Origin of the sequence: Mesorhizobium sp. M0166, from assembly GCF_040322255.1 — a bacterium.
Taxonomy (GTDB): domain Bacteria; phylum Pseudomonadota; class Alphaproteobacteria; order Rhizobiales; family Rhizobiaceae; genus Mesorhizobium.
On the sequence record NZ_JAMYTD010000029.1, the window covers coordinates 1 to 22,671 of the forward strand.

Genomic DNA, 22,671 nt, shown 5'->3' on the forward strand with positions numbered 1-22,671 from the left:
CGGCAAAAGCGCTGGCCTCCGGCTCGATGATGTGGCGGAATTCCTGCACGGTTCTCAGGAACACCTCGCGGTCCGGCGAGGTCGCGTACCAGGCCAGCACATCGCGATCGAGCAGGTTCCAGCGCTCCTTCGGCTCGACCCAGCTGCCGATCTTCGGGCGCGACGCAAGCAGGCTTTTCGCCATCAGCATTTTGATGGCTTCGCGCACCGCCGAGCGGCTGACGTCGAAGGTCTCGGACCATTTGGCTTCGTTGGGCAGGATGGTTCCCGGCGGATAGTCGCCGCGCACGATCCTCAGCCCGATTTCGTTGGCGAGCGACGCATGCACGCTCGAGCCGGGAAAGTGTGCGGCGTCGGCACGCCGAACGCCGGCCGGCCGCGCAGCCTCGGCCTTCAACTTGGCGGGTCGCTTTTTTGATGTCGCGTCCGGCATTCGTATTCCCCGGCAGCTGCTTGTCGAAAGCCTGAACTCAGGACACGACAAAGCAACGGCCTACGCTCCAAAGCAGCGTCGCCTCGTGCGTTTTGTATGGACGATGCGTAACGGGGCGCCCGCTGAACGGGCGCCCCGAAACTGCGAACCTACTTCTGGATGCAGGTGTCGACGGTGTCCTTGGTGCATTCGTCGAGGCCGGTGAACACCGGATCGGCGACCGGCTTGCCGTCGACCAGGTCGATCATCACCGAGGGCGCCTTGTAGCCCATCTCGAACGGCCGCTGGCCAACCAGTGCGGTCACCAGCCCGTCACGAGCAATCGCCACCTCGTCGCCGATGGTGTCGGCGGCGCCGATGACAAAGGCGTTGCTGGCGATCTTGTCGGCCATCGGCTTGAACAGGTCGCGGTAGGGCTGCGGAGCGCCGAACAGCGGCCAGCCGCCCATGATGCCGAAGGCGTCGAGGTCGGGATTGGCAGCGAGGATGTCGGTCATCGCCTGCACGCCCTTGGCACCGTCGTCATTGGTGAACACCGGGCAGCCGGCAACTTCCGTCCAGCCGCCTTCGCCCGCCAGCGCCGCGAGGCCGTCCTTGCCCGAAAGCGCGTCACGCATGCCCTGCGCGCGGCGCAGGATGTTGTCGGCCGCCGGATTGCCTTCGATGGTGCAGATCTTGCCGCCATTCGGCTTGGCCTTCTTGATGTATTCGCCGATCTTGTGACCCATCAGGTAGTTGTCGGTGCCGAGATAGGTCTTGCGCAGCGCCGCGTCTTCCTTGCTGAGGTCGGCGTCGAGGGTCATGATCGGGATCGACGGATTGGCGCTTTTGATCGTCTGCGCGATCAATGGCGCGTTGGACGGCGAAATTGCCATCGCCACCGTGTCGGGCTTGCTCAGCATGTCCTGGACGATCTGGGCTTCACCGGCCTCGTCCGAGGTCGATGCCGGTCCGGTGTAGAAGCACTCATATTCCGAGCTGGCGTTTTCCTTGTTCCATTTCTCGCAACCCTGGTGGATGGCCTCGAAGAATGGATTGTCGAGACCCTTCACGACGATGACGAGCTGTTTCTTGGCCATGGCCGGCCCGGCACCCAACGCCATGACGGCGGCGGCAGCGAGCAATAGTGATTTCCTCATGTCAGTCCTCCCTTTTGAAACAAACGGACACCGCGTGCCCGCCACACACAGATCGACCCGGAGCAAGATGACAGAGGACGTCGCACTCGTGTCGCCAAGCCAGGTCGATAAGCATTTTCATATTCAGTCTCAGACCGGCACCGACAGATACTGCTGGTTACCAAATCCCTGACCGACAAACCTTCACCGATTCCTTCCGGCAACCCGGGACATCGGTGCAAGCTCCTCCGACACTTAGCTAATATCGCCTTGTCACCGACGTCAATGCTATTTGTCCTACAAAACTGATTTTTCGAAAGAAGCCGTGGTTGACGCCAAGAAGGCTTATGCGTAAATGGGCGAAATCGCTGCTTCCGGGAGGAACTGGGGAGAGCGAAAGGCCGCGGCAGAACCGCAGGCCGCAAAGCACGGGGAGGCAAGAAGGCTGGTGGCGGTTCTCGAACTCACCAACATCTCGAAGCATTTTGGCGCCATTCAGGCGGTCAACGACGTGTCGTTGTCGATCGAGGCCGGACAGGTTGTCGGCCTGATGGGCGACAACGGCGCCGGCAAGTCGACGCTGGTCAAGATGATCGCCGGCAATTTCCCGCCGAGCCATGGCACGATGCAGATGGACGGCAAGGAGCTGATCCTGCACAAGCCGGTCGAGGCGCGCCAGCACGGCATCGAAATCGTCCATCAGGACCTGGCGCTGTGCAACAATCTGACGGCCGCCGCCAACGTCTATCTCGGCCGTGAATTGCGCCGCGGCCTCGGGCCGCTTCGCATCCTCGACTATGCCGCCATGTACAAGCGTGCCGGCCAGATCTTCGCCGAGCTGAAATCCGAAACGCGCCCGCGCGACCTGGTCAAACAAATGTCGGGTGGCCAGCGGCAGGCGGTGGCGATCGCCCGCACCATGCTTTCGCAGGCCAAGATCGTGCTGATGGACGAGCCGACCGCGGCGATCTCGGTCCGCCAGGTCGCCGAGGTGCTGAACCTGATCCGCCATTTGCGCGACCAGGGCATCGCCGTCGTGCTGATCAGCCACCGCATGCCCGACGTCTTTGACGTTGCCGACCGCGTCATCGTCATGCGGCGCGGCCGCAAGGTCGCCGACAAGACGATCGCATCGAGTTCGCCGGAAGAAGTCACCGGACTCATCACCGGCGCCATCGAACAGGTATGATTGACGCCTCAACCAGAGTAAAAAAGGTCGATAATGGCAGTCACCCTTGATCAGACGATCGCGCACAAGCAGCACACCTTGCTGAGCAAGGTGTTTGCCAGCCAGACCTTCTGGGTGGTAATCGCGGTCATCCTCGCCTGCCTGTTCCTGTCGGTGGCCACGGATTCCTTCGCCACGACCAAGAACCTCTACAACATCACCCGTAACGTCACCTTCGTCGCCATCGTGGCGCTCGGCATGACCTTCGTCATCATCACCGGCGGTATCGACCTGTCGGTCGGCTCGGTGCTTTGCCTGTGCTCGATGGTGCTGGCCGTGACCATGCATGCCGGCTACGGCATCGAGATCGGCATTGGCGCTGCAATCGCGACAGCGCTGATCATCGGCGCCTTCAACGGGGTTCTGATCGCCTATCTCGGCTTTCCGCCCTTCGTGGTGACGCTCGGCATGCTGTCGATTGCGCGCAGCCTTGCCATGGTCGCCTCCAACAACACAGTCGTCTTCCAGTTCGGGCCCGACCACGACAAGCTGCTGGCGCTGGGCGGCGGCGCCTGGGTGTTCGGCATCGCTAATCCGGTGCTTTACATGATCGTGCTGGCGTTGATCACCGGCTTTGTGCTGCGCTGGACGAAATTCGGCCGGCACATCTTCGCCATCGGCGGCAACGAGCATGCAGCAACGCTGACCGGCGTTCCGGTGCGCCAGATCAAGGTTGTCGTCTACATGATCTCGGCACTGGCGGCTGGCCTTGCCGGCATCATCCAGACCGGCTGGCTGGGCGCGGTCACCACCAATCTCGGCAACGGCATGGAGCTTCAGGTGATCGCCGCCACCGTCATCGGCGGTGCCAACCTAGCCGGCGGCATGGGCACAGCCTTCGGCGCGGTCGTTGGCGCTGCGCTGATCGAGGTCATCCGCAACAGCCTCGGCCTGCTCGGCATCAATGCCTTCTGGCAAGGCGTGTTCATCGGCGGCGCCATCCTGCTCGCCGTGCTGTTCGATCGCATCCGCAATTTCAGGCGCAACGACTGAATTTTCGGCCGGATCTCGGCGCTGAATCATAGATCGTTCGCCGGTCGAATTGCCGGCCTCGAGGCCTCGCTGGCGCTGGTCGCCGGCCGACCGCGACGGTCTTGCCATACCGGCCTGGAAACGCTCGCCTTCCTCCTATCGCCGAGTCTGAAAATCCGCCGCTGCGGCGCATGGCCGGCGCCCCGACGTGCACATCCGTCTTGACGCAAGCCCAAACTGAGCCGCACAATCGCTCGCAGCAGGCGAAGGGAGGCCAGTCGCCTGCGGGAGGATATACCCATGACGGAAGCGATCAGGCTCTACTGGGGCCGGTTCGGACATGTTTCTGTCCTGAACGTCGCCAGCGACTTCGTCACCCATGCCCATGTCGAGGCGCATATCATCATCTGGCTGGAAGGCACGGCCGGCGAGATGACTATCGGCCGCGAGACGGTGCGGCTTGGACCGGGCACCGCCGCCGGCATCAATTCCTTCCAGCCGCACAGCCACGCTCTGTCCCGCGACGGCACGCCCGGCCTGTTCCTCGCCTTCTACATCGATCCGGACTGGGCTCGAAAACGCCGCGAGCTGCCTTCCTCTGCGCCACTGTTCTCGAGCCCGGCAATCACGCTCGAGCCTTGGCTGCACAAGGCAGCGGCTAACCTCCTCGATCATCTCAGCGACAATGAGAGCATCGACGACATCGCCAATTACGAGATCGAGCGCTTCATCGACAGCGTGCTCGATGCCGCCGACGCGTCCGCACCGCAGACGGTGCGCGCCCGCGTCAACACCATGCAGGATTTCCGCGTCCGCAAGGCGATCCAGCTGATGAAAGCCAATGTCTGCGAGCGCATCTGCTTCGACGACGTGGCGCGCAGCGTCGGCCTGTCGCGGCCGCATTTCTTCGCGCTGTTCAAGGAACAGACCAATCTGACGCCCAACGTCTATTGGAACACGCTGCGCATGGAGGAAGCGGTGCGGCAATTGCAGTGGTCGCAGGAGCCGCTGATCTCGGTCGCCTGCAATCTCGGCTTCACCACCCAGGGCAATTTCTCGCGTTTCTTCCGCGACCATGTCGGCGTCCCGCCGACGCTTTACCGCGAGGCGGCGCGGGCGATCAGCTGAGCGCCCGTTTTTCAGACTATTTGATAGGCGTTCAAGACGCATTGATAAGCGCTGCCGAGCCTGCCGCCCTACCCTCCCAAGCAGCTGATTTGCAAGGGAACGATCATATGGCGAAAGTCACCATCTCCAGCGTCATCGACGCGCCGGTCGAAAAGGTCTGGGCGCGTATACGCGACTTCAACGGTCTGCCGACCTGGCACCCGCGCATGGTCGAAAGTCATATCGAGGACGGCAAGGACGCTGGCACGATCGGCTGCGTGCGCAATTTCCAGCTCGTCAGCGGTGCCCGCCTGCGCGAAAAGCTGCTCGATTTTTCCGACGAGAATTTCCTCGTCAGCTACTCCATCCTGGAGACGCCGCAACCGCTCACCAACCACAAGGCAACGCTGCAGTTGCGGCGGGTAACCGACGGCGACCGCACCTATGCAGAATGGACCGCCAGCTTCGATGCGCCCCCAGAGGAAGCCGACAAGCTGGCCGAAGGCATGGGCGCCAACGTCTTCCAGGGCGGCTTCAACGCCCTGAAGGCGCATTTCGCGGGCAAGGTTGAGCTGAATTGAGCTGACAAACAGGAGCGTTCCATGGCGCTTGCATTGCAGACTTTCCCGACGGTGAAGGATGCCGGCGCGGCGCTGAAAGTCGCCGGCGCCCGCTATCTCGGTGGCGGCACATTGGTCGTGCGCGCCGCCAATGAAGGCGACGTGTCGATTTCCGGTTTCGTCAGGTCGACCGAACCGGCGCTGTCGGTCATCCGCATTTCCGGCGGCGAGGTCCGCATTGGCGCTTCAGTGACCATGGCGGCGATCGCCCGTCACCCCGATCTCGCTCTGCTGGCCCACGCCGCGCGCGCCGTCGGCGGCCCGGCGATCCGCAACATGGCGACAGTCGGCGGCAATCTCTTCGCGCCGGCGCCCTATGGCGATTTCACCGTCGCGCTGCTGGCGTTGGAGGCAATTGTCAGCACCGAAGACGGCGAGAAGCCGATCGAAGCCTTCCTCGCAAAACGCGAAAGCAACCACGCCATCGTCACTGCGGTCGGCTTCACGCTTCCGAAGGAAGGCGGCTTTCGCTTCCTGAAAGTGTCGCGGATCAAGCCAAAGGGCATTTCGGTGCTGAGCATCGCCACCGTGCTGGAACAGGCGCCGGACGGCACTGTCACGTCAGCGCGGATCGCGCTCGGCTGCATGGCCGACCGGCCGATCCGTGCCAGCGCGGCAGAGAAAGCCTTGATTGGCCGGAAACTCACGGCAGACGGCATCGCACCGGCACTGGCTGTTGCCCGCGACGGCACTTCGCCGCCAACCGATCCGATCGCCAGTGCCTGGTATCGCAACGAAGTCCTGCCGGTCCATCTCGGCCGGCTGCTGCTCGCCTGAAAGCCCTGGCCGCGGCGCAAGGAGTAAAAAGATGGCAAAGGTCCCGATTCAGTTCACGCTCAATGGTGCGGAGAAAGCCGAGTTCATCGACAGCGGCACGACGCTGCTTCATGCGTTGCGCGACAAGATCGGCGACACCTCGCCGAAGGGCGGCTGCCATCAAGGCACCTGCGGCGCCTGCTCGGTCATTATCGATGGCGAGCTTAGGCTGTCCTGCCTGACGCTGGCCGAGACCTGCAATGGCGCCGCCATCACCACCACCTCGGGACTGGCGGAAGGCGGCGTTCTGCATCCCTTGCAGCGCGCTTTCCTCGACGCCTTCGCGACCCAATGCGGGTTCTGCACGCCGGGCATGATCATGGCCGCCAAGGTGCTTCTCGACCAAACCCCGAACCCCAGCCGCGAGGATGTGGTCGAGGCGCTGTCCGGCAATATCTGCCGCTGCACCGGCTACGAGCCGATCATCCAGGCGGTGCTGACCGCCGCACGCTCCAATTCGCAGAACCCGGCTTGAGGGGAGTTAAGAAAATGGAACTCCGCAAGAGCTATTTCGCCGACCAGCGCAAGGACGATCTGCACGAGATCGGCCAGCCGCGGCCGCGTTCGGATTCACCCGGCCATGTCACCGGCAAGACCGCCTATTTCGCCGACCGTAATTTTCCCGGCATGCTGCATTTGAAGATGGTGCGCAGCCCGCACCATCACGCCCGCATCCGCAGCATCGATACGTCCGAGGCGGAAAGGCATCCGGGTGTCGTCAAGGTGCTGACCGCCAAGGATGTGCCGCACAATGTCTACACCATCCTGATCCTGATCCAGATCGGGCCGGAGGACGAGACAGTGCTGGCCGACGGCAAGGTGCGCTGGGAGGGCGAGGCCGTGGTGGCGGTGCTGGCCGAGACCGAGCGCGCCGCGCAGGAGGCCGCCGCCAAGGTGAAGGTCGACTACGAGGTGCTGCCGGCCGTCTTCGACATGGACGAAGCGCTGAAGCCCGGCGCGCCGATCGTCAACGAATATCACGGCCGGAATTATTACCTCTACGACAGCGGCGAATGCCGCAAGGTGCGCTTCGGCGATGTCGAGGCAGGCTTTGCCGAGGCCGACCACGTGCTCGAACAGACCTACCAGTCTTCACCGATCGAGCATGCGCCGACCGAGACGACAGGCTGCATCGTCGCCCCCGAGGGCAACGACCGCTTCACCTGCTACACCAACACGCAGGCGATGTTCTTCACCCTCGACAACGCCTCGATTATCCTGCAGATGCCCGGCAACAAGCTGCATTTCGTCGGCGGCACTGTCGGCGGCGGCTTTGGCGGCAAGGTCGACGTGATCGTCGAACCCATCGCCATCCTCGGCGCCAAACTAACCGGACGACCGGTTTGTTTTATCTACAGTCGCGAGGAAGAGATGCAAATCTCCTCGCCGCGCGCCGCCGAAAAAGTCGTCATCAAGGACGGCGTGATGAAGGACGGCCGCATCGTCGCGCGCAAAGTGACCGGCTACACCGATGCCGGCGCCTATTCGCGCCATTCGCCCTACGGAGCGCAGAAGGGCGCCGGGCATTATCCCGGCCCGTATACGATCCCGAATGTCTGGATCGACACCTACTGCGTCTACACCAACCGCACCCCCTCCTCGGCGATGCGCGGTTTCGGCGTCACCATCGGCGATTTCGCGCTGGAGGTGCAGATGGACAAGCTCGCCCGGCTGATCGGCATGGACCCGCTCGAATTCCGCTTCATCAACGCCTACCGTGACGGCGACATCAAGGCGCATCGCCAGCCGACCGAGGGGGCGGCGCTGATCGAGTGTATGCAGGAAGCCTCGCGCGCCGCCAACTGGCCCGTGGCGGAACAATTCATGGCGATGTCGTCTTACGCGAAGGGAGCTTGAGATGGCGATCAGGCGCGGACGCGGCGTCGCCGCGATCAATTATCCGACCGGCATGAATCTCGGCGGCGACCCGACGCAGGCGCTGGTGCATTCGACGCCTACCGGCAATTTCATGGTCACGCTGTCGAGTGTCGATCTCGGCCAGGGCATGAAGCAGATCATGGCGCAGATCTGCGCCGAGACGATCGGCGTGCCGACCGACCGCGTCGTCGTCGACACCGCCGACACCGACACCGGTCCGCATTGCATGGGCACCTTCGCCTCGCGCGGCACCCATCGCGCCGGCAATGCGGTTATCCAGGCGGCCAGGGAAGCCCGCCAGGTGATGCTGGAAGTGGCGGCCGAGGAACTTGAGGTAAACGCCTCGGACCTCGAGACCGACGGCCAAGGCAACATCCTGGTCAAGGGGGCGCCGCAAAAGTCGATCTCGATCTTCGATGTCGCGCTGTCGGCGCATTTCAAGCGCGGCCGTTCGATTTCCGGCCGCGGCATGTTTTTGATCCCGCGCTCCTATCCGGAGAAGGAAACCGGCGCGATGAAGCCCTCGACCTGCTACGCGCACGCCTGCACGGTTGCCGAGGTCGAGGTCGATGACGAGACCGGCGAGGTCACCGTGCTGACGGTGAAGAACGTGTTTGAGATCGGCCGCGCGCTGAATCCGAAAATGGTCGAACAGCAGCTCGTCGGCGGCTCATGGATGGGCATCAGCCATGCGCTCTACGAAACGACCGAGCCCTACTATCCCAACCGCGACCATGGCGGCACCGACTTCAACCAGTATCTGATGCCGGGTCCTGGCGATCTCGCGCAAACCGAGATCATCGTGCTGGAACGACCCTCGGCGGACGGGCCGTACGGCGCCAAAGGGCCGGGCGAAATGTGCGCCAACCCGCAGATCCCGGCGGTCGCCAATGCCGTCTTCGACGCCGTCGGTGTGCGCATCGACACGCTGCCGATCACGCCGGAGCGCATCCTGCGGGCGCTGAAGGCGCAAGCGTCGAACTGAGTGCTGGAAATGGCCAAGAGACGTGCCGAGACAGTCGCGACCTCGCCGGAGGCGGTGGCGTCGCGCCTCGCCGCCTCGCACTATCTCGCCGATGAGAGCCTGGCAACTGCCATCTTCCTGGCGATCCGGCTGGGCAAGCCGCTACTGCTCGAAGGCGCACCCGGCGTCGGCAAGACGGAGGCGGCGAAGGCGATTGCCGACGTGCTCGGGCGCGATCTGGTGCGGCTGCAATGCTATGAAGGCATCGACGCAGCACATGCGCTTTACGAGTGGAACTATCAGCGCCAGCTGCTCGCCATCCGCCACGCCGGTGAGCATGAGGTTGACATCTACGACGACCGTTTCCTGATCGCGCGGCCACTGCTGCAGGTGCTTAAGGCGCCGGAAAAGCGCGTGCTGCTGGTCGACGAGATCGACCGTTCCGACCATGAATTCGAAGCGTTGCTCTTGGAATTCCTGTCGGATTTCCAGATCAGCATTCCCGAGCGCGGCACCATTCGCGCGACGGCGCAGCCGATCGTCATCCTGACCTCGAACCGCACCCGTGAGCTGGCCGAAGCGCTGCGGCGGCGCTGCGTCTACCACTGGATCACCTATCCCGACGCCGGGCGCGAGGCCGAGATCATCATGCTGCGCGCCGGCGATGTCGCCGAAGCCACGGCGCGCGCGGTGGCTGCCGCCGTGCGCGATATTCGCGCCCGTCCGCTGGCCAAGCCGCCCGGCATCGCCGAGGCGGTCGAATGGGCCAACGCCGCGACGATCCTCGAAAAGGGCGGCAGCCCGTGGCCGGAAGCGTTTCGCCGCGCCATCGGCGTGCTGATCAAGGACGAGGAGGATCTATCCTGCATCGCGCCCGAGCTCGGCAAAATTGTCGAGGAGGCGCTGGTGTGAGCCCCGCGGCTCTGCCTCGAGGGGCGACGCCGTTCCTCGGCTTCGGCCGGCTGCTGCGCCGCTACGGCTTTGCGGTGGCGCCCGAACAGGTCTCCGGCTTCATGCAAGCGGTGACGCTGCTCGGTCCCCGTTCGATGACCGACATCCGCGAAGCGGCCCTTGCCACGTTGGCGCCGCCGCCCGACCGCCGCGACGAATTCGAGGCGCATTTCCGGAACCATTTCTATGGGGACACCGCGGCGCTGGTCGAAGGCGAGGCCGACCAGGAAACCCGCATCAAGGACGATGGCGGAACGAGCGATGAGGAGAGCGAAGTGGTCCGCCAGGAGCAAGGCGGCGAACTGTCTTCGGCCAGCGAACAGTTGAGCGTCCGCGAGTTCCAGCGCGATGGCTACAGGCTTGCCGCCTTCCGCCGCAAGCTCGCCACCGCTTTGCCCGCCCGCCGCTCCTTCCGCACCGTGCGCACGCATGCGCGCGGCAAGCTCGACCTACGCCGCTCGCTGCGCGAAATCGTCAGTGCCGACGGCGATATCCCCTCGCCGCTGCTGCGCCGGCGGCAGACAGTGCCGCGCAAGCTTCTCATCCTGATCGACGTGTCCGGCTCGATGAAGCTCTACACATCGGACTATCTCAAGCTGGCACATGCGGCCGTGCAAGGCGCCGACCGGGCGGAGGTCTTCACCTTCGGCACACGGCTGACCCGTATCACCTCGGCGCTGCGCATTCGCGACCGCGACCAGGCGCTGGCCCGCGCCGCTGCCCAGGTCGACGACTGGGACGGCGGCACCCGCATGGGACCGACGCTGCTCGCGTTTCTATCGGTGCCGCGCTTCTCCGCCTTTGCGCGCGGGGCGGCGATCGTCATCCTGTCGGATGCGCTGGAGCGCGGCGACCATGCCGAGCTGGAAATCGCGATGCGCCGGCTGAGCGCCCGCGCCTTTCGGCTTTCGCTGGCGACGCCGCTGGCCGGCGATCCACGCTTCCGGCCGGCAACGGCGGCACTTCGCGCGATCCTGCCGGTGCTCGACGATCTGATCGACGGCTCTTCAATTGCCAGTCTCACCGAGTTCATCCTGTCGCTCGCCCGCCCCGCTCCGGCGGCCGCGGCAATCTGGAAAAGGGTTTCGTGATGCAGAAGGCGATCGACGCGCATTTCCACATCTGGCGCCAAAAGGACCAGCCCTGGCTTGTCGGACCGATGGTGCCACGCATCTTTGGCCCCTACGAGCCGATCCGCCGCGATTATCCGATCGAGGAATTCCTCGCCGACCAGCAAAGTTCAGGCGTCGAGAAGGCGGTCTATGTCCAGACCAACTGGGCCAAGGAGGATTTCGAGAAAGAGGTCGCCTTCCTGCAGAAGACCGCCGAAGAAACCGGTTGGCCGCACGCCATCGTCGGCTATGCCGACATGACGGTCGACGATGTGCGTCCCCAGATCGACCGGCTGAAAAAATATCCGCTGTTGCGCGGCGTGCGTATGCAGCTGCACTGGCACCAAACGCCGGCCTTCCGCTTCGCCGCCTCGGCCGATCAGGTCATCGACCCAAAGGTGCGGGCCAATATCGCCCGGCTGAAGGATTACGGCCTGTCCTTCGACCTGCAGCTTTTCCCCGCCCAGATGAAGGATGGGCTGACGCTTGTCGGCGACAACCCCGAGACGAATTTCGTTCTCACCCATGCCGGCATGCTGACCGACATGGAGCCGGAGACCACCGAGGCGTGGAAGACCGGCCTGCGCACGCTGTCAGCGGCACCCAACCTCTATGCGAAGCTCTCCGGGCTCGGCACCTTCGTCCACCGCAACGACCCGGCGCTGATCAGCTATATCGTCGACGCCGCGATCGCTATTTTGGGCAGCGACCATTTGATGTTCGGCTCGAACTTCCCGATCGAGAAGCTGTGGACCAGCCATGCCGAGCTGATCAGGACGCACCGGCAGGCCGTGGCAAAACACGGCGCGACCGCCGAGGCGGATATTTTCTGGAACACGGCGGAGCGGGTCTACCGGCCGGTGTGAGGCGCGCAGACCTTCCCTTCTCCCCCTGTGGGAGAAGGTGGATCGGCGCGTAGCGCCGAGACGGATGAGGGGTGCTGGAAGAAACTCGGTGGAGGAAATCTCGGCGATTTGAAGCACTTACGTCTCCAAGGTAGCGACCCTTCCAGCACCCCTCATCCGACCGAGCTTCGCTCGGCCACCTTCTCCCACAAGGGGAGAAGGGAAGGCGCCACGCCTCACCTCACCTCGAACTCTCGATCGACCGGGATCTGCATCGCCGTGACCATCTGGTTGGTCTGTCCGGCCAGGCCGATGATCGCGACCAGCTCGCCATGCTGCGCCTCGGTCATGCCCTTGGCCCGTGCTGCCGCCGTGTGTGAGTGGACGCAGTAGGAGCAGCCATTGGCTGTGGAGACGGCGATGTAGATCATCTCCTTGGTCAGCGGGTCGATGGCGCTGTCGGCGACCATCACCGCCTTGAGCTGCTCCCACACCCGCTTCAGCGATGCCGGATCATTGGCCAGCCCTCGCCAGAAATTGTTGACGAAATCGGATTTGCGCGTCGCGCGGATGTCGTCGAACACGGCCTTCACGGCGGGAATCGCCTCGACCTCGGCATCGGTCAGAAGTCTTGTGGTGGCCATGGGCAGGCTCCTTTCGTTTGAATCAGGTTTTGAGCAAAGGCGGCTAACCGGTTCGACCGATTCAGTTTCTACCGCGGAGTAGCGTAGAATCGTGGAGGTTGGCCGAAGCACCTCAGCGTCGTCATCCCAGGGCGGAGCAGCCGCGAAGCGGCGTCGCGAAGACCCTGGGATCCATGCCGTGACCTCTCGCGAGGGGTGCAGCGGAGCAGAATTCCGGACCGTCGCAACGCTTGAAAGTCACGGCATGGATCCTGGGGTCTGCGCCGCGTCGCTTCGCTCCTTGCTTCGCCCCAGGATGACGAAGCGGTGGACGTTTCTGCCAATCTCCAAAGTATGCACCAACGACCATCGGACATGTCGACCCTCTAAGCCAAGCCCTAATGAACCGCCGCATACATGATCTTCTCCTCCGTCGCCTCCACCGGCGAGAACTCCTCGACGATGCGGCCTTGCCGGCAGACCAGGATGCGGTCGGACAGGTTCATGATCTCCGGCAGGTACGACGAGATGACGACGACGGCCAGGCCCTCGTCGGCCAGCCGGTTGATGATCTGGTGGATCTCGGCGATGGCGCCGACATCGACGCCGCGCGTCGGTTCGTCGAAGATGACGATGCGCGGTTTCTGCACCAGCCCCTTGCCGATCACCACCTTCTGCTGGTTGCCGCCGGAAAGCTCGACCACCCGGGCATTGTCGTTGATCGCCTTGACGTTCAGCGTCTTCGTCCACTCCGCCGACAGCGCCCGCATCTCCTGCGCATCGATCACCCAGCTCTTTTCCCGTCCAGCCGCCAGGAAGCCGCCGAACAGGTTCTCGGCAACGTCCATCGTCTCGAAAATCCCCTCGCTCTTGCGGTCTTCGGTGACATAGACGATGCCGTCCGCCACCGCCTCGCTGGGCACGAGATAACGCACCGGCCGGTCGTCCAGCTCGATGGTGCCGCCGCGCAGGAAGTCGCGCTTGTAGATGCCGGAGACGATCTTGAACGTCTCGGTGCGGCCCGAGCCGATCAGCCCGAAGACGCCGGTGATCTGGCCCTCGAAGATCGAGAAAGAATTGTTGCGCACGACATTGCTCATCGAGATGTCCTGCACCGACAGCACCTTCTTGCCGGGCTTGCGCAGCCTGGCCTCGTCGCGCTGGCTGTAGAGCTGCCCCGACAGCGTGCGCCCGACCATGGCGGCGACGATCCTGTCGCGATCGAAGGCGGCTGTGTCGTCGGTGATCACCAGTTCGCCGTCGCGCAGGATGGTGATGCGGTCGGCGATATCAAGCGCTTCCTCGAGCGCATGGCTGATGAAGACGATCGACACGCCCCTTGCCTTGAGCCGGCGGATCAGTGCGAAGAAGTGCCGCTTCTCCTCCGGCGTCAGCGTCGCCGTCGGCTCGTCGAAGATGATGATCTCGGCATTGTGGTGGACGGCGCGCGCGATCTCGACCATCTGCCGTTTGGCCGCGCCAAGCGTCGCCACCATGGCGTTCGGGTCGACCGGAAAGTTCAACGACTGCAGGAACTGCTGCGCCGAGATGTAGGTGCCGCGCAGCCGGTTGAGAAAGCGCTCGGTGCCGAGATAGAGGTTCTGCGCCACCGTCATCGACGGCACCAGGCTGGTCTCCTGGAATACCATGGCGATGCCGGCTTCAAGGGCGGCGTGCGGCGAGGGGTAGGCGATCTCCTGCCCGTTGTGGAACATCTTTCCCGATGTCGCGTCGACGACGCCGGCGATGATCTTGGTCAGCGTCGATTTTCCCGCGCCGTTCTCGCCGAGCAGCGCGTGGATCTCGCCCTTGCGCAGCTCGAAGCTGACCTTCTTCACCGCGGGCACGCCGCGATAGGTCTTGGTTACGTTCTCCAGGCGGACGATCGGTTCCATCAGCGATGCCCTTCTGGAGCCAGGTCGATGGCCAGCAGGCAATCGCCGCCTTTCGAGGCAATGAACAGGCGACCGTCTTTCTCCGCCACGCTGCAGATGCCATGACGCGTGCCGTTGGCGCGGCTGTGCAGGCTGTACTGCGGCCGCATCTCCCGATCGAGCCTGACGACCAGCCCGTAGGAGCGGCTCGGCGACCACGGCTTGTGGATGCCCATGGTGCGGATGCCACCGCATTGCAGCGGCTCGAGGAAGCTTCGATTCGAGGCGAGCGCCGGCGCGATCCAGTGCTGCGGCGGCACTTGCGCCAGCATGTCGTTTCGATAGTGCTTTTCCTGCAGCACGAATTCGATCAGCCGGTTGCGGGGCGCAAACAGCGCCAGCCAGGCACCGCCACCGGCGGCAGGCGACAGGCGAGAGGGATAGCCGGGCAGATGCGCCAGCACCGTCGAGCGGCTGCCCGTCGCGCCATCGAAGCGGATAAGTTGGTGCCGCCAGCTCTCGCTGACCAGCACATCCTTGCCAGTTGGATGCAGCCCATAGGGAAAGGCGATGTCACCGGCGACCTTGCGGAATTCGCTGCCTGCCGGATCGCGCTTCCACAACGAACCCGACGCACCCTTCTTCATCAGATCGGCGGCCCATTGCGACGGCCCGTGGTCGGCCGAGCCATTAGCCAGCCAAAGCGTGCCATCTTCTGCGTAGGCGAGTGCTGTTATGCAGCGTATCTCGGCCGGCAGGGCGGCCTCCTTGCCCGCGACTAACAGCTTGCCGCTTTCGAGCCCGACGGTCAGTTCGCCGGCGGGCGAGCGCGCGAGCGCGGTGACCGCGGCCGGAAATGTCTCGACCAGAACAGGGGCGGCACCGGCGGTGACCGCGTAGACGGCATTGGCACTGGAAACCAGCAGCCGGCCGTCGGCGACCAGCAGATTATCGGGCTCGGGCAGTTCGGCGAAGGCCGCAACATCGTCCAGCAGGGTATTCGGCCTGAAGGCACCGTCGAGCGGCGGGATGGTCACCGCCTTGCCGCGAAAGATGTCGAGGATAGGATCCAGCATCAAGGCTTCGCTCCCCAGTAGGAAGCGGGGCTGGTCCAGTTCGGGTCGGCGCTGGCAATCCTGTAGCGGCCGATCCGATTGTTGAGGATACCGCCGACGAACAGAAAACCCTTGTGCTCGCGCATCGAAGTGACCATCGGATGCGCGGCGCCCGACAGGTCGCCCATCGCTTCGACAATGCCGCCCTTCTCGTTGAATTTCACCACACCGCCGGTGTTGATGTTGGGGAACAGCCATTCGTCCTGCGGCAGCCGCCGCGTCATGCGCTTGCGCATGTCGGGATGCCGCAGCGACAGGTCGAAGCTCGGCGTGCGCATGCCTAACCAAGCCATCCAGTAATTGCCGTCGGAGGCACGGTTGATGTTGTCGGGGTAGCCCGGCATGTCGCGGATGACGCATTCGGCGGTGCCTGCTTTCGGCCCTTCCAGCCAATAGCGATGCACGCGGCAGGCCCAGCTTTCGGCGAAGAACAGCGACTTGCCGTCATGCGCCATGCAGACGCCGTTGGTATAGCGGTAGCCGTCGAGCAATGTCTTCGTCGAACCGTCCTTGGGGTCATAGACGAGCAGCCGCCCGGTGGCACGGTTCTCGATCGAGTCCAGCGCCCAATCGTGCGCGTCATAACGCTTGGTGGAATCGGTGAAGTAGATGCGGCCGTCCGGCGCGATGTCGCAATCATTGGGATCGCGCAGCCGCGCATCGTCAACGATCGAGGTCCAGGAGCGCGACGTTTCCGCGGAAAGCCGCTTCACCTCGCGCTGCGGCGAGACCGAATAGAGGCCCATCGCGCCGACGCAGCTGATCAGATTGCCTGTTTTGTCGAACGCCAGGCCGAGCGGAAAGCCGCCAATATGCGCAAAGACCTCCGAGCGCTTGTAGTCCGGCGCCAAGAAACGGACGATCTCGCCATGCCTAGTGCCGCAATAGAGATGGTCGTCGCGATCGAGGATGACGTCTTCCGGCCCTTCCAACTCGCCGAGCCCGATATGGTCAGCCTCCGATAGCCGATTGTCGAGTTCGTAAGGGGTGCCCGAGCTCGGTGCAGCCGACTGTGTCGCGCCCATCTTCAAATAGACCGGTGCGACATAGACCTCGTCCAGAACCTTGTGGCGGTTCTTCAGCCAGCGAATGTCGATGGTGACGGCAACGGCCAGCATGATGCCCAGCACCATCTGGTTGGTGCCGGTGCCATAGCCCAGCCGGATCAGCCCGTTGGTCATGGTCAGCACGATGATCGCGCCCATTAGCCCCTTGATCACCGAGCCTCGGCCGCCGCCCAGGCTGACGCCGCCGACGACCGCCGCTGTCAGTGCCATGACCTCGAGGTTGAGGCCTGTGCCCGGCCCCGCCCCGCTCAGCCGGCAGGCGATGAGGAAGCCGCCGAGCGAGGCGCAGAAACCGGAGAACACATAGGTCATAAACACGGTGCGGCGCACGCGAATGCCGGCATTGTGGGCCGATCGCCGCGACCCGCCCACCGCCTGCACATGCCAGCCGGGCCGCGAGCGTGTCAGCGCGACATGGGTAATGATGGCCAGGATAATCGCCGCCCACACCGCAACCGAGAGGCCCCAGAAGGTGTCGTCGCCGATGAAGTCCAGCACATCCGACGTGGCATCGGAAAGCTGGACGTCGGCGGCATAGGTGGTGACCAAAATGTCGAACAGCGCCCGACCGAAGATGAAGGTGACCAGTGTCGTCAGGAAAGCGCGCAGCCTGAAATAGCCGATCAGATAACCGTTGATCGCGCCGAACAGCAGGCCGGTGGCGATCGAGGCGGCCAGCGCCAGCCACACCGATTGTTCGAGGATGAAAAAGACGAACACGGCGGAAAAGCAGGACAGCGCGAAGATCGAGCCGACCGAAAGGTCGATGCCACCGCCAAGCATGACCACGGTCATGCCGGTGACGACCAGCGAGAACTCGCCGAGCTGGCGGGTCGATTCCTGCAGCGACATCGGCTTGAAGAAGCCGGGAATGATCGAACCGAACACGCCAAGCGTCGCCACTAGCGCCAGGAACGGAATGGCGTTGTCAGTCCAGCGTTTGCTCAGGATCTCGCCGACGAGGTGGTCGGGCACGAGATTGTAGCGCCAGGATTGAAGGCGTTCGCGAAAGGACATCGGTTGCTGCTGCCACTCAAAGAGAGAAAGAGGCGGCCGAACCCGGTCCGGCCACCTCGTCGATGCTTGGAACGGACCTGCGGTTTACTTGGCCGCAGCTTGGGCTTGCAGTGCTTTCAAGTCCCAGCAGCTGTCTGGCTTGAGGTCGGCCTTGGTCGTCGCCTTCTCCAGCGTGTAGATGTAGGTGTGCGAGGTGCCGGCCGGCTGGCCACTCTGCAGCAGGAACTTGATGACGGCGTTCATGTCGCCGGACTGGCGGGCAAGGTCGGTCATCACCACCGCGCCATAGGTGCCGTCCTGCAGCTTGTCGCAGTCGGCGGTTTTCTCGCCGCCACCGGTGGTGACCAGGAACACCTTGCCCTCGAGCTTGGCATCGCGGATCGCAGCCGATGCGCCCGTCGCGTCGCCGTCCCAGAAATCGATGATGGCGCAGATGTCGGGGTTCTGCTGCAGCATCGTCGTCGTCACATTGCGCGAGGTCGTCGCATCCCAGTTGGAGTCAGGCTTGGCCACGACCTTGAAGTCGGGGTTCTTGTCCAGCACCTTCATGATGCCGGCATACTGGTAGAGGCTCGACGAATTGGCCTGGTCGCCCTGCACCAGCCCGATCTTCTTGGAAGAATTCGGCCCACAACCCTTGATCGCCGCTTCGGCTTCCAGCTGGCCGAGCCGATCCCAGTCGCTGCCGACAAAGGCATCGGCCGGGAAGTTCGCCGGATTGTCGACCAAAAGCACATAGGTGCCGGCCGCCTGCGCCTTCTTCATCAGCTTGGCATAGGAGTTGAGGTCCGGCGAGTGGATGATCAGCACGTCCGGCCTGGTGTCCGACGAGATTGCGTCGGTTATCGCCTGCGCGCCGGCGTCGACCACCCAGTTCGGGTCACGCGTCTCGAACACGCCGCCCCAGGCCTCGACCTCCGTCTTCAGGTAATGCGCCCAGCCCTGTGCCAGGTCGAAGCCCATCGCCATCGGCACCAGCATCACCCGCTTGCCCTTGAGCGCTTGCGAATAGGCGGCCGGACCCGGATCTTCGGCAGCGAAGCTTGGCGCCACGAAGGCGGAGACGGCAAGCGCTGTCGCGGCAGCCATAAATGTCCTGATGATTTTCATGTCACATCCTCTGGTTTGGTATGTCGTTCGCGGCCGGCCCCAACCGTTCGCGTCAGTCTAGATATCGCCTTGCTGCGCAGTCTGCTCGTCGCGCGGATTGATGAACCCATCGACGATGATCGCCGCCAGCAGGATCGCTGCCTTGATCAGGTTCTGATAGAGCAGCGGAATGTCGATGATGGTCATCGCGTTGAGCAGGATGCCGATTAGCGCGGCACCCACCAGCACGTTGCGCACCCCGCCCCGCCCGCCCGACAGACCGATGCCGCCGATCACCGCCACCAGGACGATGTCGTAGAGCAGCGTGGAATTGACGATGCGGGTGTTGATCGAATGCAGGCTGGCGGCGGTGAGCAGGCCGGCCACCAGCGAGACCAGGGCCGACAACACGTAGCGCAGCACCAGCATCGGGCGCACTGGAATGCCGATATTGCGCGCCGCGACCGGGTTGTCGCCGGCGAAATAGACGTAGCGGCCCCATTTGGTGTAGCGCAGGAATAGGAAGAAGGCGAAAGCCAGCCCGGCGAAGACAAAAACCTCGACCGGGATGTCGAGGAAGCGCAGCCCGCCAAGAAGCTCGACCCAATGGCCGGGCGGCACCGGCACGGCGTCCTGCGTGATCAGTTGTGAACGCACATAACCGAAGACGAAGGACGCGGTCGCCAGCGTCACGAAGATCGCTGGAACCTCGGCGTAGGCGACCAGGATTCCGTTCAACAGCCCGATGGCGAGGACGCCGGCGAGCACGTAGGCGAAGGCCAGCCCGTCGGATGTTCCCGAATTCAGCAGTTGCAGATACCAGGCGACCGACATCGCCATGATCGCCACCGCCGACAGGTCGATGCCCCTGCCGATTATGACGACCGCCATGCCGAGCGCCAATATGCCCAGCACCGAGACCGAGCGGACGATGGCAACGAGATTGTTCGAGTTGATAAACCCGGGCAGTCCGATGGCGGCGGCAATGAACAGCACAACCGCGATGGCAAAGACAATGCCCTCCTGGTTCAGGCTTCTCCAGTTTAGCCAGCCGGTCGCGTTCATTGCCCGCTTTCACCCGCGATGGCTACGCCCTGCTCCCTCTGCGGCCATCGGATCGAAAGCTAATCGGCTCAAGACCAATTCGTCAAATGAATCCGTGCATTGGAGGCCGGCTTGCGAGGAAATTCTGCGGTTGGACGCACCGATTGGCGAGGCTGGCGCAATGCCTGGAACTCAAGCACTTTTGCAACTGATTGCGCCGATCGAACCGCTGGCAAAAGTTTGTTCCAGGACGAGCGGAGCCGGCAGAAATTTATGTCTTCGCTCGCCGCGGAGTTCCTGCGTCAAATCCGCAAAACATGGCCCGAGACCTCGGCGCCGGCAGCGTTCGGCAACGCCAGAAAGCGGCACGAGGCGACGAGACCGATTGCGCCGATCACCAGGAAGGCAAGGCGGAAGTCGACGAGATCGAGCGCTTCCGCGCCTCTGGCGATCTGCGACAGGTTGAGCAGTGCCGCCGCAACAGCCACGCCGAACAGCATCGCCACCTGCTGCAGCATGCTGGACAACGTCGCCGCCGAGCTGCGCTGCTGTGAGGCCACATCGGCGAAGGCCAGCGTGTTCAGCGCGGTGAACTGCATCGAGCGCGAAAGGCCGGCGATCAGCATCAGCACCACCACCAACGCTTGCGGCGTCTGCGGCGAAAGCGCCGCGCAGGCCATGATCGACAAGGAAGCGATCACCCCGTTGACGATCAGCACCGAACGGAAGCCGAAGCGCCTCAGCGTCGGCGTCGTCACCGCCTTCATGCCGAGATTACCGAGGAAATAGGCCAGGATCATCATGCCCGCATCGACCGGGCTCAGGCCGAAGCCGACCTGGAACAAAAGCGGCAGCAGGAATGGCGTGGCGTTGATGGCGATGCGGAAAATCGTGCCGGCCGACAGCGTCGAAATGGCGAAGGTCTGCACCTTGAAAGCTGTGAGATCGAGCAGCGGATGGTTGGTGCGTCGCAGATGCCGCACCGCCAGCCAGCCGACCAAAATGCCCGTGCCGAGCAGTGCCACGGTCGGCAACATACCCTCTTGCGGATGTGCGATGCGCTCGAGGCCGTAGAGCATCGCGGCGAGCCCCACCGAGGTCAGCAGGAAGCCCGGCCAGTCGAGCGGCTTGGCCCCGGCTTCGCGGTCGCCGGGAATGAAGCGGGCGACCAGCGCCAAACCGGCAACCCCAAGCGGAATGTTGATGAAGAAATTCCAGTGCCAGGAGAGATAAGTGGTGATGAAGCCGCCAAGCACCGGCCCGACCACCGGCGCAAACAGCGCCGGCCAGGTGATCAGCGCCGTGGCGTTGAGAAGCTCGGATTTCGGCGCATTGCGCAGCACCAGGATGCGGCCGACCGGCGTCATCAGCGCGCTGCCCAAGCCCTGCACCGCACGCGCCGCAACGAACTGGCTCAGGTTCTGCGAGATGCCGCAAACGAGCGAGGCCAGGGTGAACAGGGCAATCGCCACAAGGAAGATGTTGCGCGCGCCGAAACGGTCGGCGAGCCAGCCGGACAGCGGCACGAACACCGCCAAGGTCAGCATATAAACGGTGATGCCGATGCTCATCGCCACCGCCGGCACGCCGAAGGATTCTCCCATCTGCGGCAGCGAGGTCGAGATGATCGTCGAATCCAGAAGCTGCATGAAGAAGGCGACGGCGACGATCAGCGCCACCCGCCGGGCTTGCGGCGCCGCCGTCGCGGTTTCGGGCAAGGCTTGGTTTTCGGGAATGGCGGTCATGCGCAGAACTATCCGAAGGGAATTTCCACCCGCTCCATCGGCAACCGCACAATTGTCCGGCAAACCGATGACGCACCGGTTTCAACAGCATCTGGCCGGTGCCGTCCAGACATGGACCAACAAACTTTCGTGTGGCATCGCAGCCGGCTACGCGATGACCCGGCCCTGCCGCCGATCCGGCCTTCTACGATTCGCCATGGCGCTTGGCGCTGTTGCAGGCGTGTCTCATGCGGCTTCGATCTTCTCCAGGAACAGGCTAAGCTGGTCCGGGTCCATGTGCACGACGTGCCTATCTTCGGGATACGCCAGGCTGTTTACATCGGCGACATATTCGGAAAAGGCGGCGATGCGTTCGGCCTGCAGCCGATCGTATTCGGCGGCGAAATTGCGATAGACCTTGGAATGGCGAGGCATGTGGCCACGGTTCTGGCCAAGAATGTCGTCGGCGAACAGATACTGCGCGTCGCAGCCGGTGCCCGCTCCCATCGACAACATGATCAGCGACGTGCGTTCCGAAATCGCCTTGGCCACCTCGACCGGCACCACCTCGATCTCGGCGCCGATCGCGCCGGCGGCCTCCAGTTGCTTCACCGCCTCGAACACCTGCATGGCGGTGTCGGCGGTCTTGCCGACGGCCTTGAATCCGCCTGTCCAGGTGGCACGTGACGGGATGAGGCCGACATGGCCGATCACCGGAATGGCGTCGTCGGCCATCCGCTTGATGGTGGCGTAGCCGGCGCTGCAATAGACCGCATCGGCACTGGCCTTGTAGAGCCGGAACGCCCAGCGGACGAAATCATCGGCGGTGCCGATCTCGAAGAAATTCTCACCCGGCATGGTAAACAGGCTGGGTGCCGCATCGCGGTATTGCGGATTGAGCACCAGCTCCGGCGGCACCGAGACGATATCGACGCCGGCGCGTTCGGCGGCCTCGGCCTCGTCCATCGTCAGCACGCGCAGCATGGTCAGCTGCCGCTTGCCCTTCATGGCGCGCAGGTCTGCGACGGTCGGTCTTTTCCGGCTCATGGATTTTGGTCCCCTTTGCTACGTGAC

General features: G+C 63.7%; 21 protein-coding genes. 11 read left to right on the forward strand and 10 right to left on the reverse strand.

Annotated features, from left to right (window positions below; translation table 11 throughout):
• A partial coding sequence (locus tag NKJ46_RS24960; RefSeq protein WP_352668404.1) for a FadR/GntR family transcriptional regulator occupies positions 1-433 on the reverse strand: 433 nt, incomplete at its 3' end.
• A 149-nt stretch (positions 434-582) separates the two neighbouring features.
• Positions 583-1,572 (reverse strand): sugar-binding protein, encoded by a 990-nt coding sequence (locus tag NKJ46_RS24965; protein WP_023675805.1) that lies wholly within the window; start codon positions 1,570-1,572, stop codon positions 583-585.
• 427 nt (positions 1,573-1,999) lie between these two features.
• Between NKJ46_RS24965 and NKJ46_RS24970 the strand changes: the two genes are divergently transcribed.
• The 11 genes from NKJ46_RS24970 (at position 2,000) to NKJ46_RS25020 (ending at position 12,065) form a co-directional block, all read left to right on the forward strand.
• Positions 2,000-2,740 (forward strand): ATP-binding cassette domain-containing protein, encoded by a 741-nt coding sequence (locus NKJ46_RS24970; RefSeq protein ID WP_023675804.1) that lies wholly within the window; start codon positions 2,000-2,002, stop codon positions 2,738-2,740.
• A gap of 33 nt (positions 2,741-2,773) precedes the next feature.
• A complete protein-coding gene (locus NKJ46_RS24975) occupies positions 2,774-3,772 on the forward strand; it encodes an ABC transporter permease (protein ID WP_254820532.1) in 999 nt (332 codons plus the stop codon).
• A 279-nt stretch (positions 3,773-4,051) separates the two neighbouring features.
• Entirely contained in the window at positions 4,052-4,879 is an 828-nt protein-coding gene (locus NKJ46_RS24980; RefSeq protein WP_352564319.1) for a helix-turn-helix domain-containing protein, read from the forward strand.
• A 107-nt stretch (positions 4,880-4,986) separates the two neighbouring features.
• A complete protein-coding gene (locus NKJ46_RS24985; protein WP_352564317.1) occupies positions 4,987-5,439 on the forward strand; it encodes an SRPBCC family protein in 453 nt (150 codons plus the stop codon).
• A 21-nt stretch (positions 5,440-5,460) separates the two neighbouring features.
• Entirely contained in the window at positions 5,461-6,255 is a 795-nt protein-coding gene (locus NKJ46_RS24990) for an FAD binding domain-containing protein (protein WP_352668406.1), read from the forward strand.
• Between the two features lie 31 nt (positions 6,256-6,286).
• Positions 6,287-6,769, forward strand: a complete 483-nt coding sequence (locus NKJ46_RS24995; RefSeq protein ID WP_352564314.1) for a (2Fe-2S)-binding protein — start codon at positions 6,287-6,289, stop codon at positions 6,767-6,769.
• A gap of 14 nt (positions 6,770-6,783) precedes the next feature.
• The gene (locus NKJ46_RS25000) at positions 6,784-8,151 is read left to right on the forward strand and encodes a xanthine dehydrogenase family protein molybdopterin-binding subunit (RefSeq protein ID WP_352564312.1); all 1,368 of its coding nucleotides are present in this window, start codon (positions 6,784-6,786) and stop codon (positions 8,149-8,151) included.
• A 1-nt stretch (position 8,152) separates the two neighbouring features.
• Positions 8,153-9,157, forward strand: a complete 1,005-nt coding sequence (locus NKJ46_RS25005) for a xanthine dehydrogenase family protein molybdopterin-binding subunit (RefSeq protein ID WP_254820526.1) — start codon at positions 8,153-8,155, stop codon at positions 9,155-9,157.
• Between the two features lie 9 nt (positions 9,158-9,166).
• On the forward strand, positions 9,167-10,048 hold the full coding sequence (locus tag NKJ46_RS25010) for an AAA family ATPase (RefSeq protein WP_352668407.1): 882 nt from the start codon (positions 9,167-9,169) through the stop codon (positions 10,046-10,048).
• Positions 10,045-11,178: a vWA domain-containing protein gene (locus NKJ46_RS25015; protein ID WP_352564309.1), complete on the forward strand. Its 1,134-nt coding sequence runs from the start codon at positions 10,045-10,047 to the stop codon at positions 11,176-11,178. Before NKJ46_RS25010 ends, NKJ46_RS25015 begins: the two co-directional genes overlap by 4 nt.
• Positions 11,178-12,065, forward strand: coding sequence for an amidohydrolase family protein (locus tag NKJ46_RS25020; RefSeq protein ID WP_352564534.1), 888 nt, complete (start codon positions 11,178-11,180; stop codon positions 12,063-12,065). Before NKJ46_RS25015 ends, NKJ46_RS25020 begins: the two co-directional genes overlap by 1 nt.
• A 215-nt stretch (positions 12,066-12,280) precedes the next feature.
• Here the strand turns inward: NKJ46_RS25020 and NKJ46_RS25025 are convergent, their stop codons facing one another.
• The 8 genes from NKJ46_RS25025 to NKJ46_RS25060 all read right to left on the reverse strand — a co-directional run bounded on the left by NKJ46_RS25025 (position 12,281) and on the right by NKJ46_RS25060 (position 22,644).
• Complete coding sequence (locus tag NKJ46_RS25025) at positions 12,281-12,688, reverse strand: carboxymuconolactone decarboxylase family protein (protein ID WP_352564307.1); 408 nt, start codon at positions 12,686-12,688, stop codon at positions 12,281-12,283.
• Positions 12,689-13,065: 377 nt separating this feature from the next.
• Positions 13,066-14,562, reverse strand: coding sequence for a sugar ABC transporter ATP-binding protein (locus NKJ46_RS25030; protein WP_352564306.1), 1,497 nt, complete (start codon positions 14,560-14,562; stop codon positions 13,066-13,068).
• The gene (locus NKJ46_RS25035) at positions 14,562-15,620 is read right to left on the reverse strand and encodes an SMP-30/gluconolactonase/LRE family protein (RefSeq protein WP_352564305.1); all 1,059 of its coding nucleotides are present in this window, start codon (positions 15,618-15,620) and stop codon (positions 14,562-14,564) included. Before NKJ46_RS25035 ends, NKJ46_RS25030 begins: the two co-directional genes overlap by 1 nt.
• Entirely contained in the window at positions 15,617-17,740 is a 2,124-nt protein-coding gene (locus NKJ46_RS25040; protein WP_352564303.1) for an ABC transporter permease, read from the reverse strand. Before NKJ46_RS25040 ends, NKJ46_RS25035 begins: the two co-directional genes overlap by 4 nt.
• Positions 17,741-17,824: 84 nt before the next feature.
• Positions 17,825-18,850 carry a sugar ABC transporter substrate-binding protein gene (locus tag NKJ46_RS25045; protein WP_352564301.1) on the reverse strand — a complete coding sequence of 342 codons (1,026 nt, stop codon included), beginning with the start codon at positions 18,848-18,850 and terminating at the stop codon, positions 17,825-17,827.
• A gap of 57 nt (positions 18,851-18,907) precedes the next feature.
• Complete coding sequence (locus NKJ46_RS25050) at positions 18,908-19,894, reverse strand: ABC transporter permease (protein WP_023675789.1); 987 nt, start codon at positions 19,892-19,894, stop codon at positions 18,908-18,910.
• A 281-nt stretch (positions 19,895-20,175) separates the two neighbouring features.
• On the reverse strand, positions 20,176-21,618 hold the full coding sequence (locus NKJ46_RS25055) for a DHA2 family efflux MFS transporter permease subunit (RefSeq protein ID WP_352564300.1): 1,443 nt from the start codon (positions 21,616-21,618) through the stop codon (positions 20,176-20,178).
• A gap of 225 nt (positions 21,619-21,843) precedes the next feature.
• Positions 21,844-22,644: a 3-methyl-2-oxobutanoate hydroxymethyltransferase gene (locus tag NKJ46_RS25060; RefSeq protein ID WP_023675787.1), complete on the reverse strand. Its 801-nt coding sequence runs from the start codon at positions 22,642-22,644 to the stop codon at positions 21,844-21,846.
• Positions 22,645-22,671: the final 27 nt, after the last annotated feature.

Excerpts from the sequence above, each read along its gene's own strand:
- NKJ46_RS24965 (WP_023675805.1), bottom strand. The coding sequence starts at position 1,572 with ATGAGGAAATCACTATTGCTCGCTGCCGCCGCCGTCATGGCGTTGGGT.
- NKJ46_RS24975 (WP_254820532.1), top strand. The coding sequence starts at position 2,774 with ATGGCAGTCACCCTTGATCAGACGATCGCGCACAAGCAGCACACCTTG.
- NKJ46_RS24980 (WP_352564319.1), top strand. The coding sequence starts at position 4,052 with ATGACGGAAGCGATCAGGCTCTACTGGGGCCGGTTCGGACATGTTTCT.
- NKJ46_RS24985 (WP_352564317.1), top strand. The coding sequence starts at position 4,987 with ATGGCGAAAGTCACCATCTCCAGCGTCATCGACGCGCCGGTCGAAAAG.
- NKJ46_RS24990 (WP_352668406.1), top strand. The coding sequence starts at position 5,461 with ATGGCGCTTGCATTGCAGACTTTCCCGACGGTGAAGGATGCCGGCGCG.
- NKJ46_RS24995 (WP_352564314.1), top strand. The coding sequence starts at position 6,287 with ATGGCAAAGGTCCCGATTCAGTTCACGCTCAATGGTGCGGAGAAAGCC.
- NKJ46_RS25000 (WP_352564312.1), top strand. The coding sequence starts at position 6,784 with ATGGAACTCCGCAAGAGCTATTTCGCCGACCAGCGCAAGGACGATCTG.
- NKJ46_RS25005 (WP_254820526.1), top strand. The coding sequence starts at position 8,153 with ATGGCGATCAGGCGCGGACGCGGCGTCGCCGCGATCAATTATCCGACC.
- NKJ46_RS25010 (WP_352668407.1), top strand. The coding sequence starts at position 9,167 with ATGGCCAAGAGACGTGCCGAGACAGTCGCGACCTCGCCGGAGGCGGTG.
- NKJ46_RS25020 (WP_352564534.1), top strand. The coding sequence starts at position 11,178 with ATGCAGAAGGCGATCGACGCGCATTTCCACATCTGGCGCCAAAAGGAC.
- NKJ46_RS25025 (WP_352564307.1), bottom strand. The coding sequence starts at position 12,688 with ATGGCCACCACAAGACTTCTGACCGATGCCGAGGTCGAGGCGATTCCC.
- NKJ46_RS25030 (WP_352564306.1), bottom strand. The coding sequence starts at position 14,562 with ATGGAACCGATCGTCCGCCTGGAGAACGTAACCAAGACCTATCGCGGC.
- NKJ46_RS25040 (WP_352564303.1), bottom strand. The coding sequence starts at position 17,740 with ATGTCCTTTCGCGAACGCCTTCAATCCTGGCGCTACAATCTCGTGCCC.
- NKJ46_RS25045 (WP_352564301.1), bottom strand. The coding sequence starts at position 18,850 with ATGAAAATCATCAGGACATTTATGGCTGCCGCGACAGCGCTTGCCGTC.
- NKJ46_RS25050 (WP_023675789.1), bottom strand. The coding sequence starts at position 19,894 with ATGAACGCGACCGGCTGGCTAAACTGGAGAAGCCTGAACCAGGAGGGC.
- NKJ46_RS25055 (WP_352564300.1), bottom strand. The coding sequence starts at position 21,618 with ATGACCGCCATTCCCGAAAACCAAGCCTTGCCCGAAACCGCGACGGCG.
- NKJ46_RS25060 (WP_023675787.1), bottom strand. The coding sequence starts at position 22,644 with ATGAGCCGGAAAAGACCGACCGTCGCAGACCTGCGCGCCATGAAGGGC.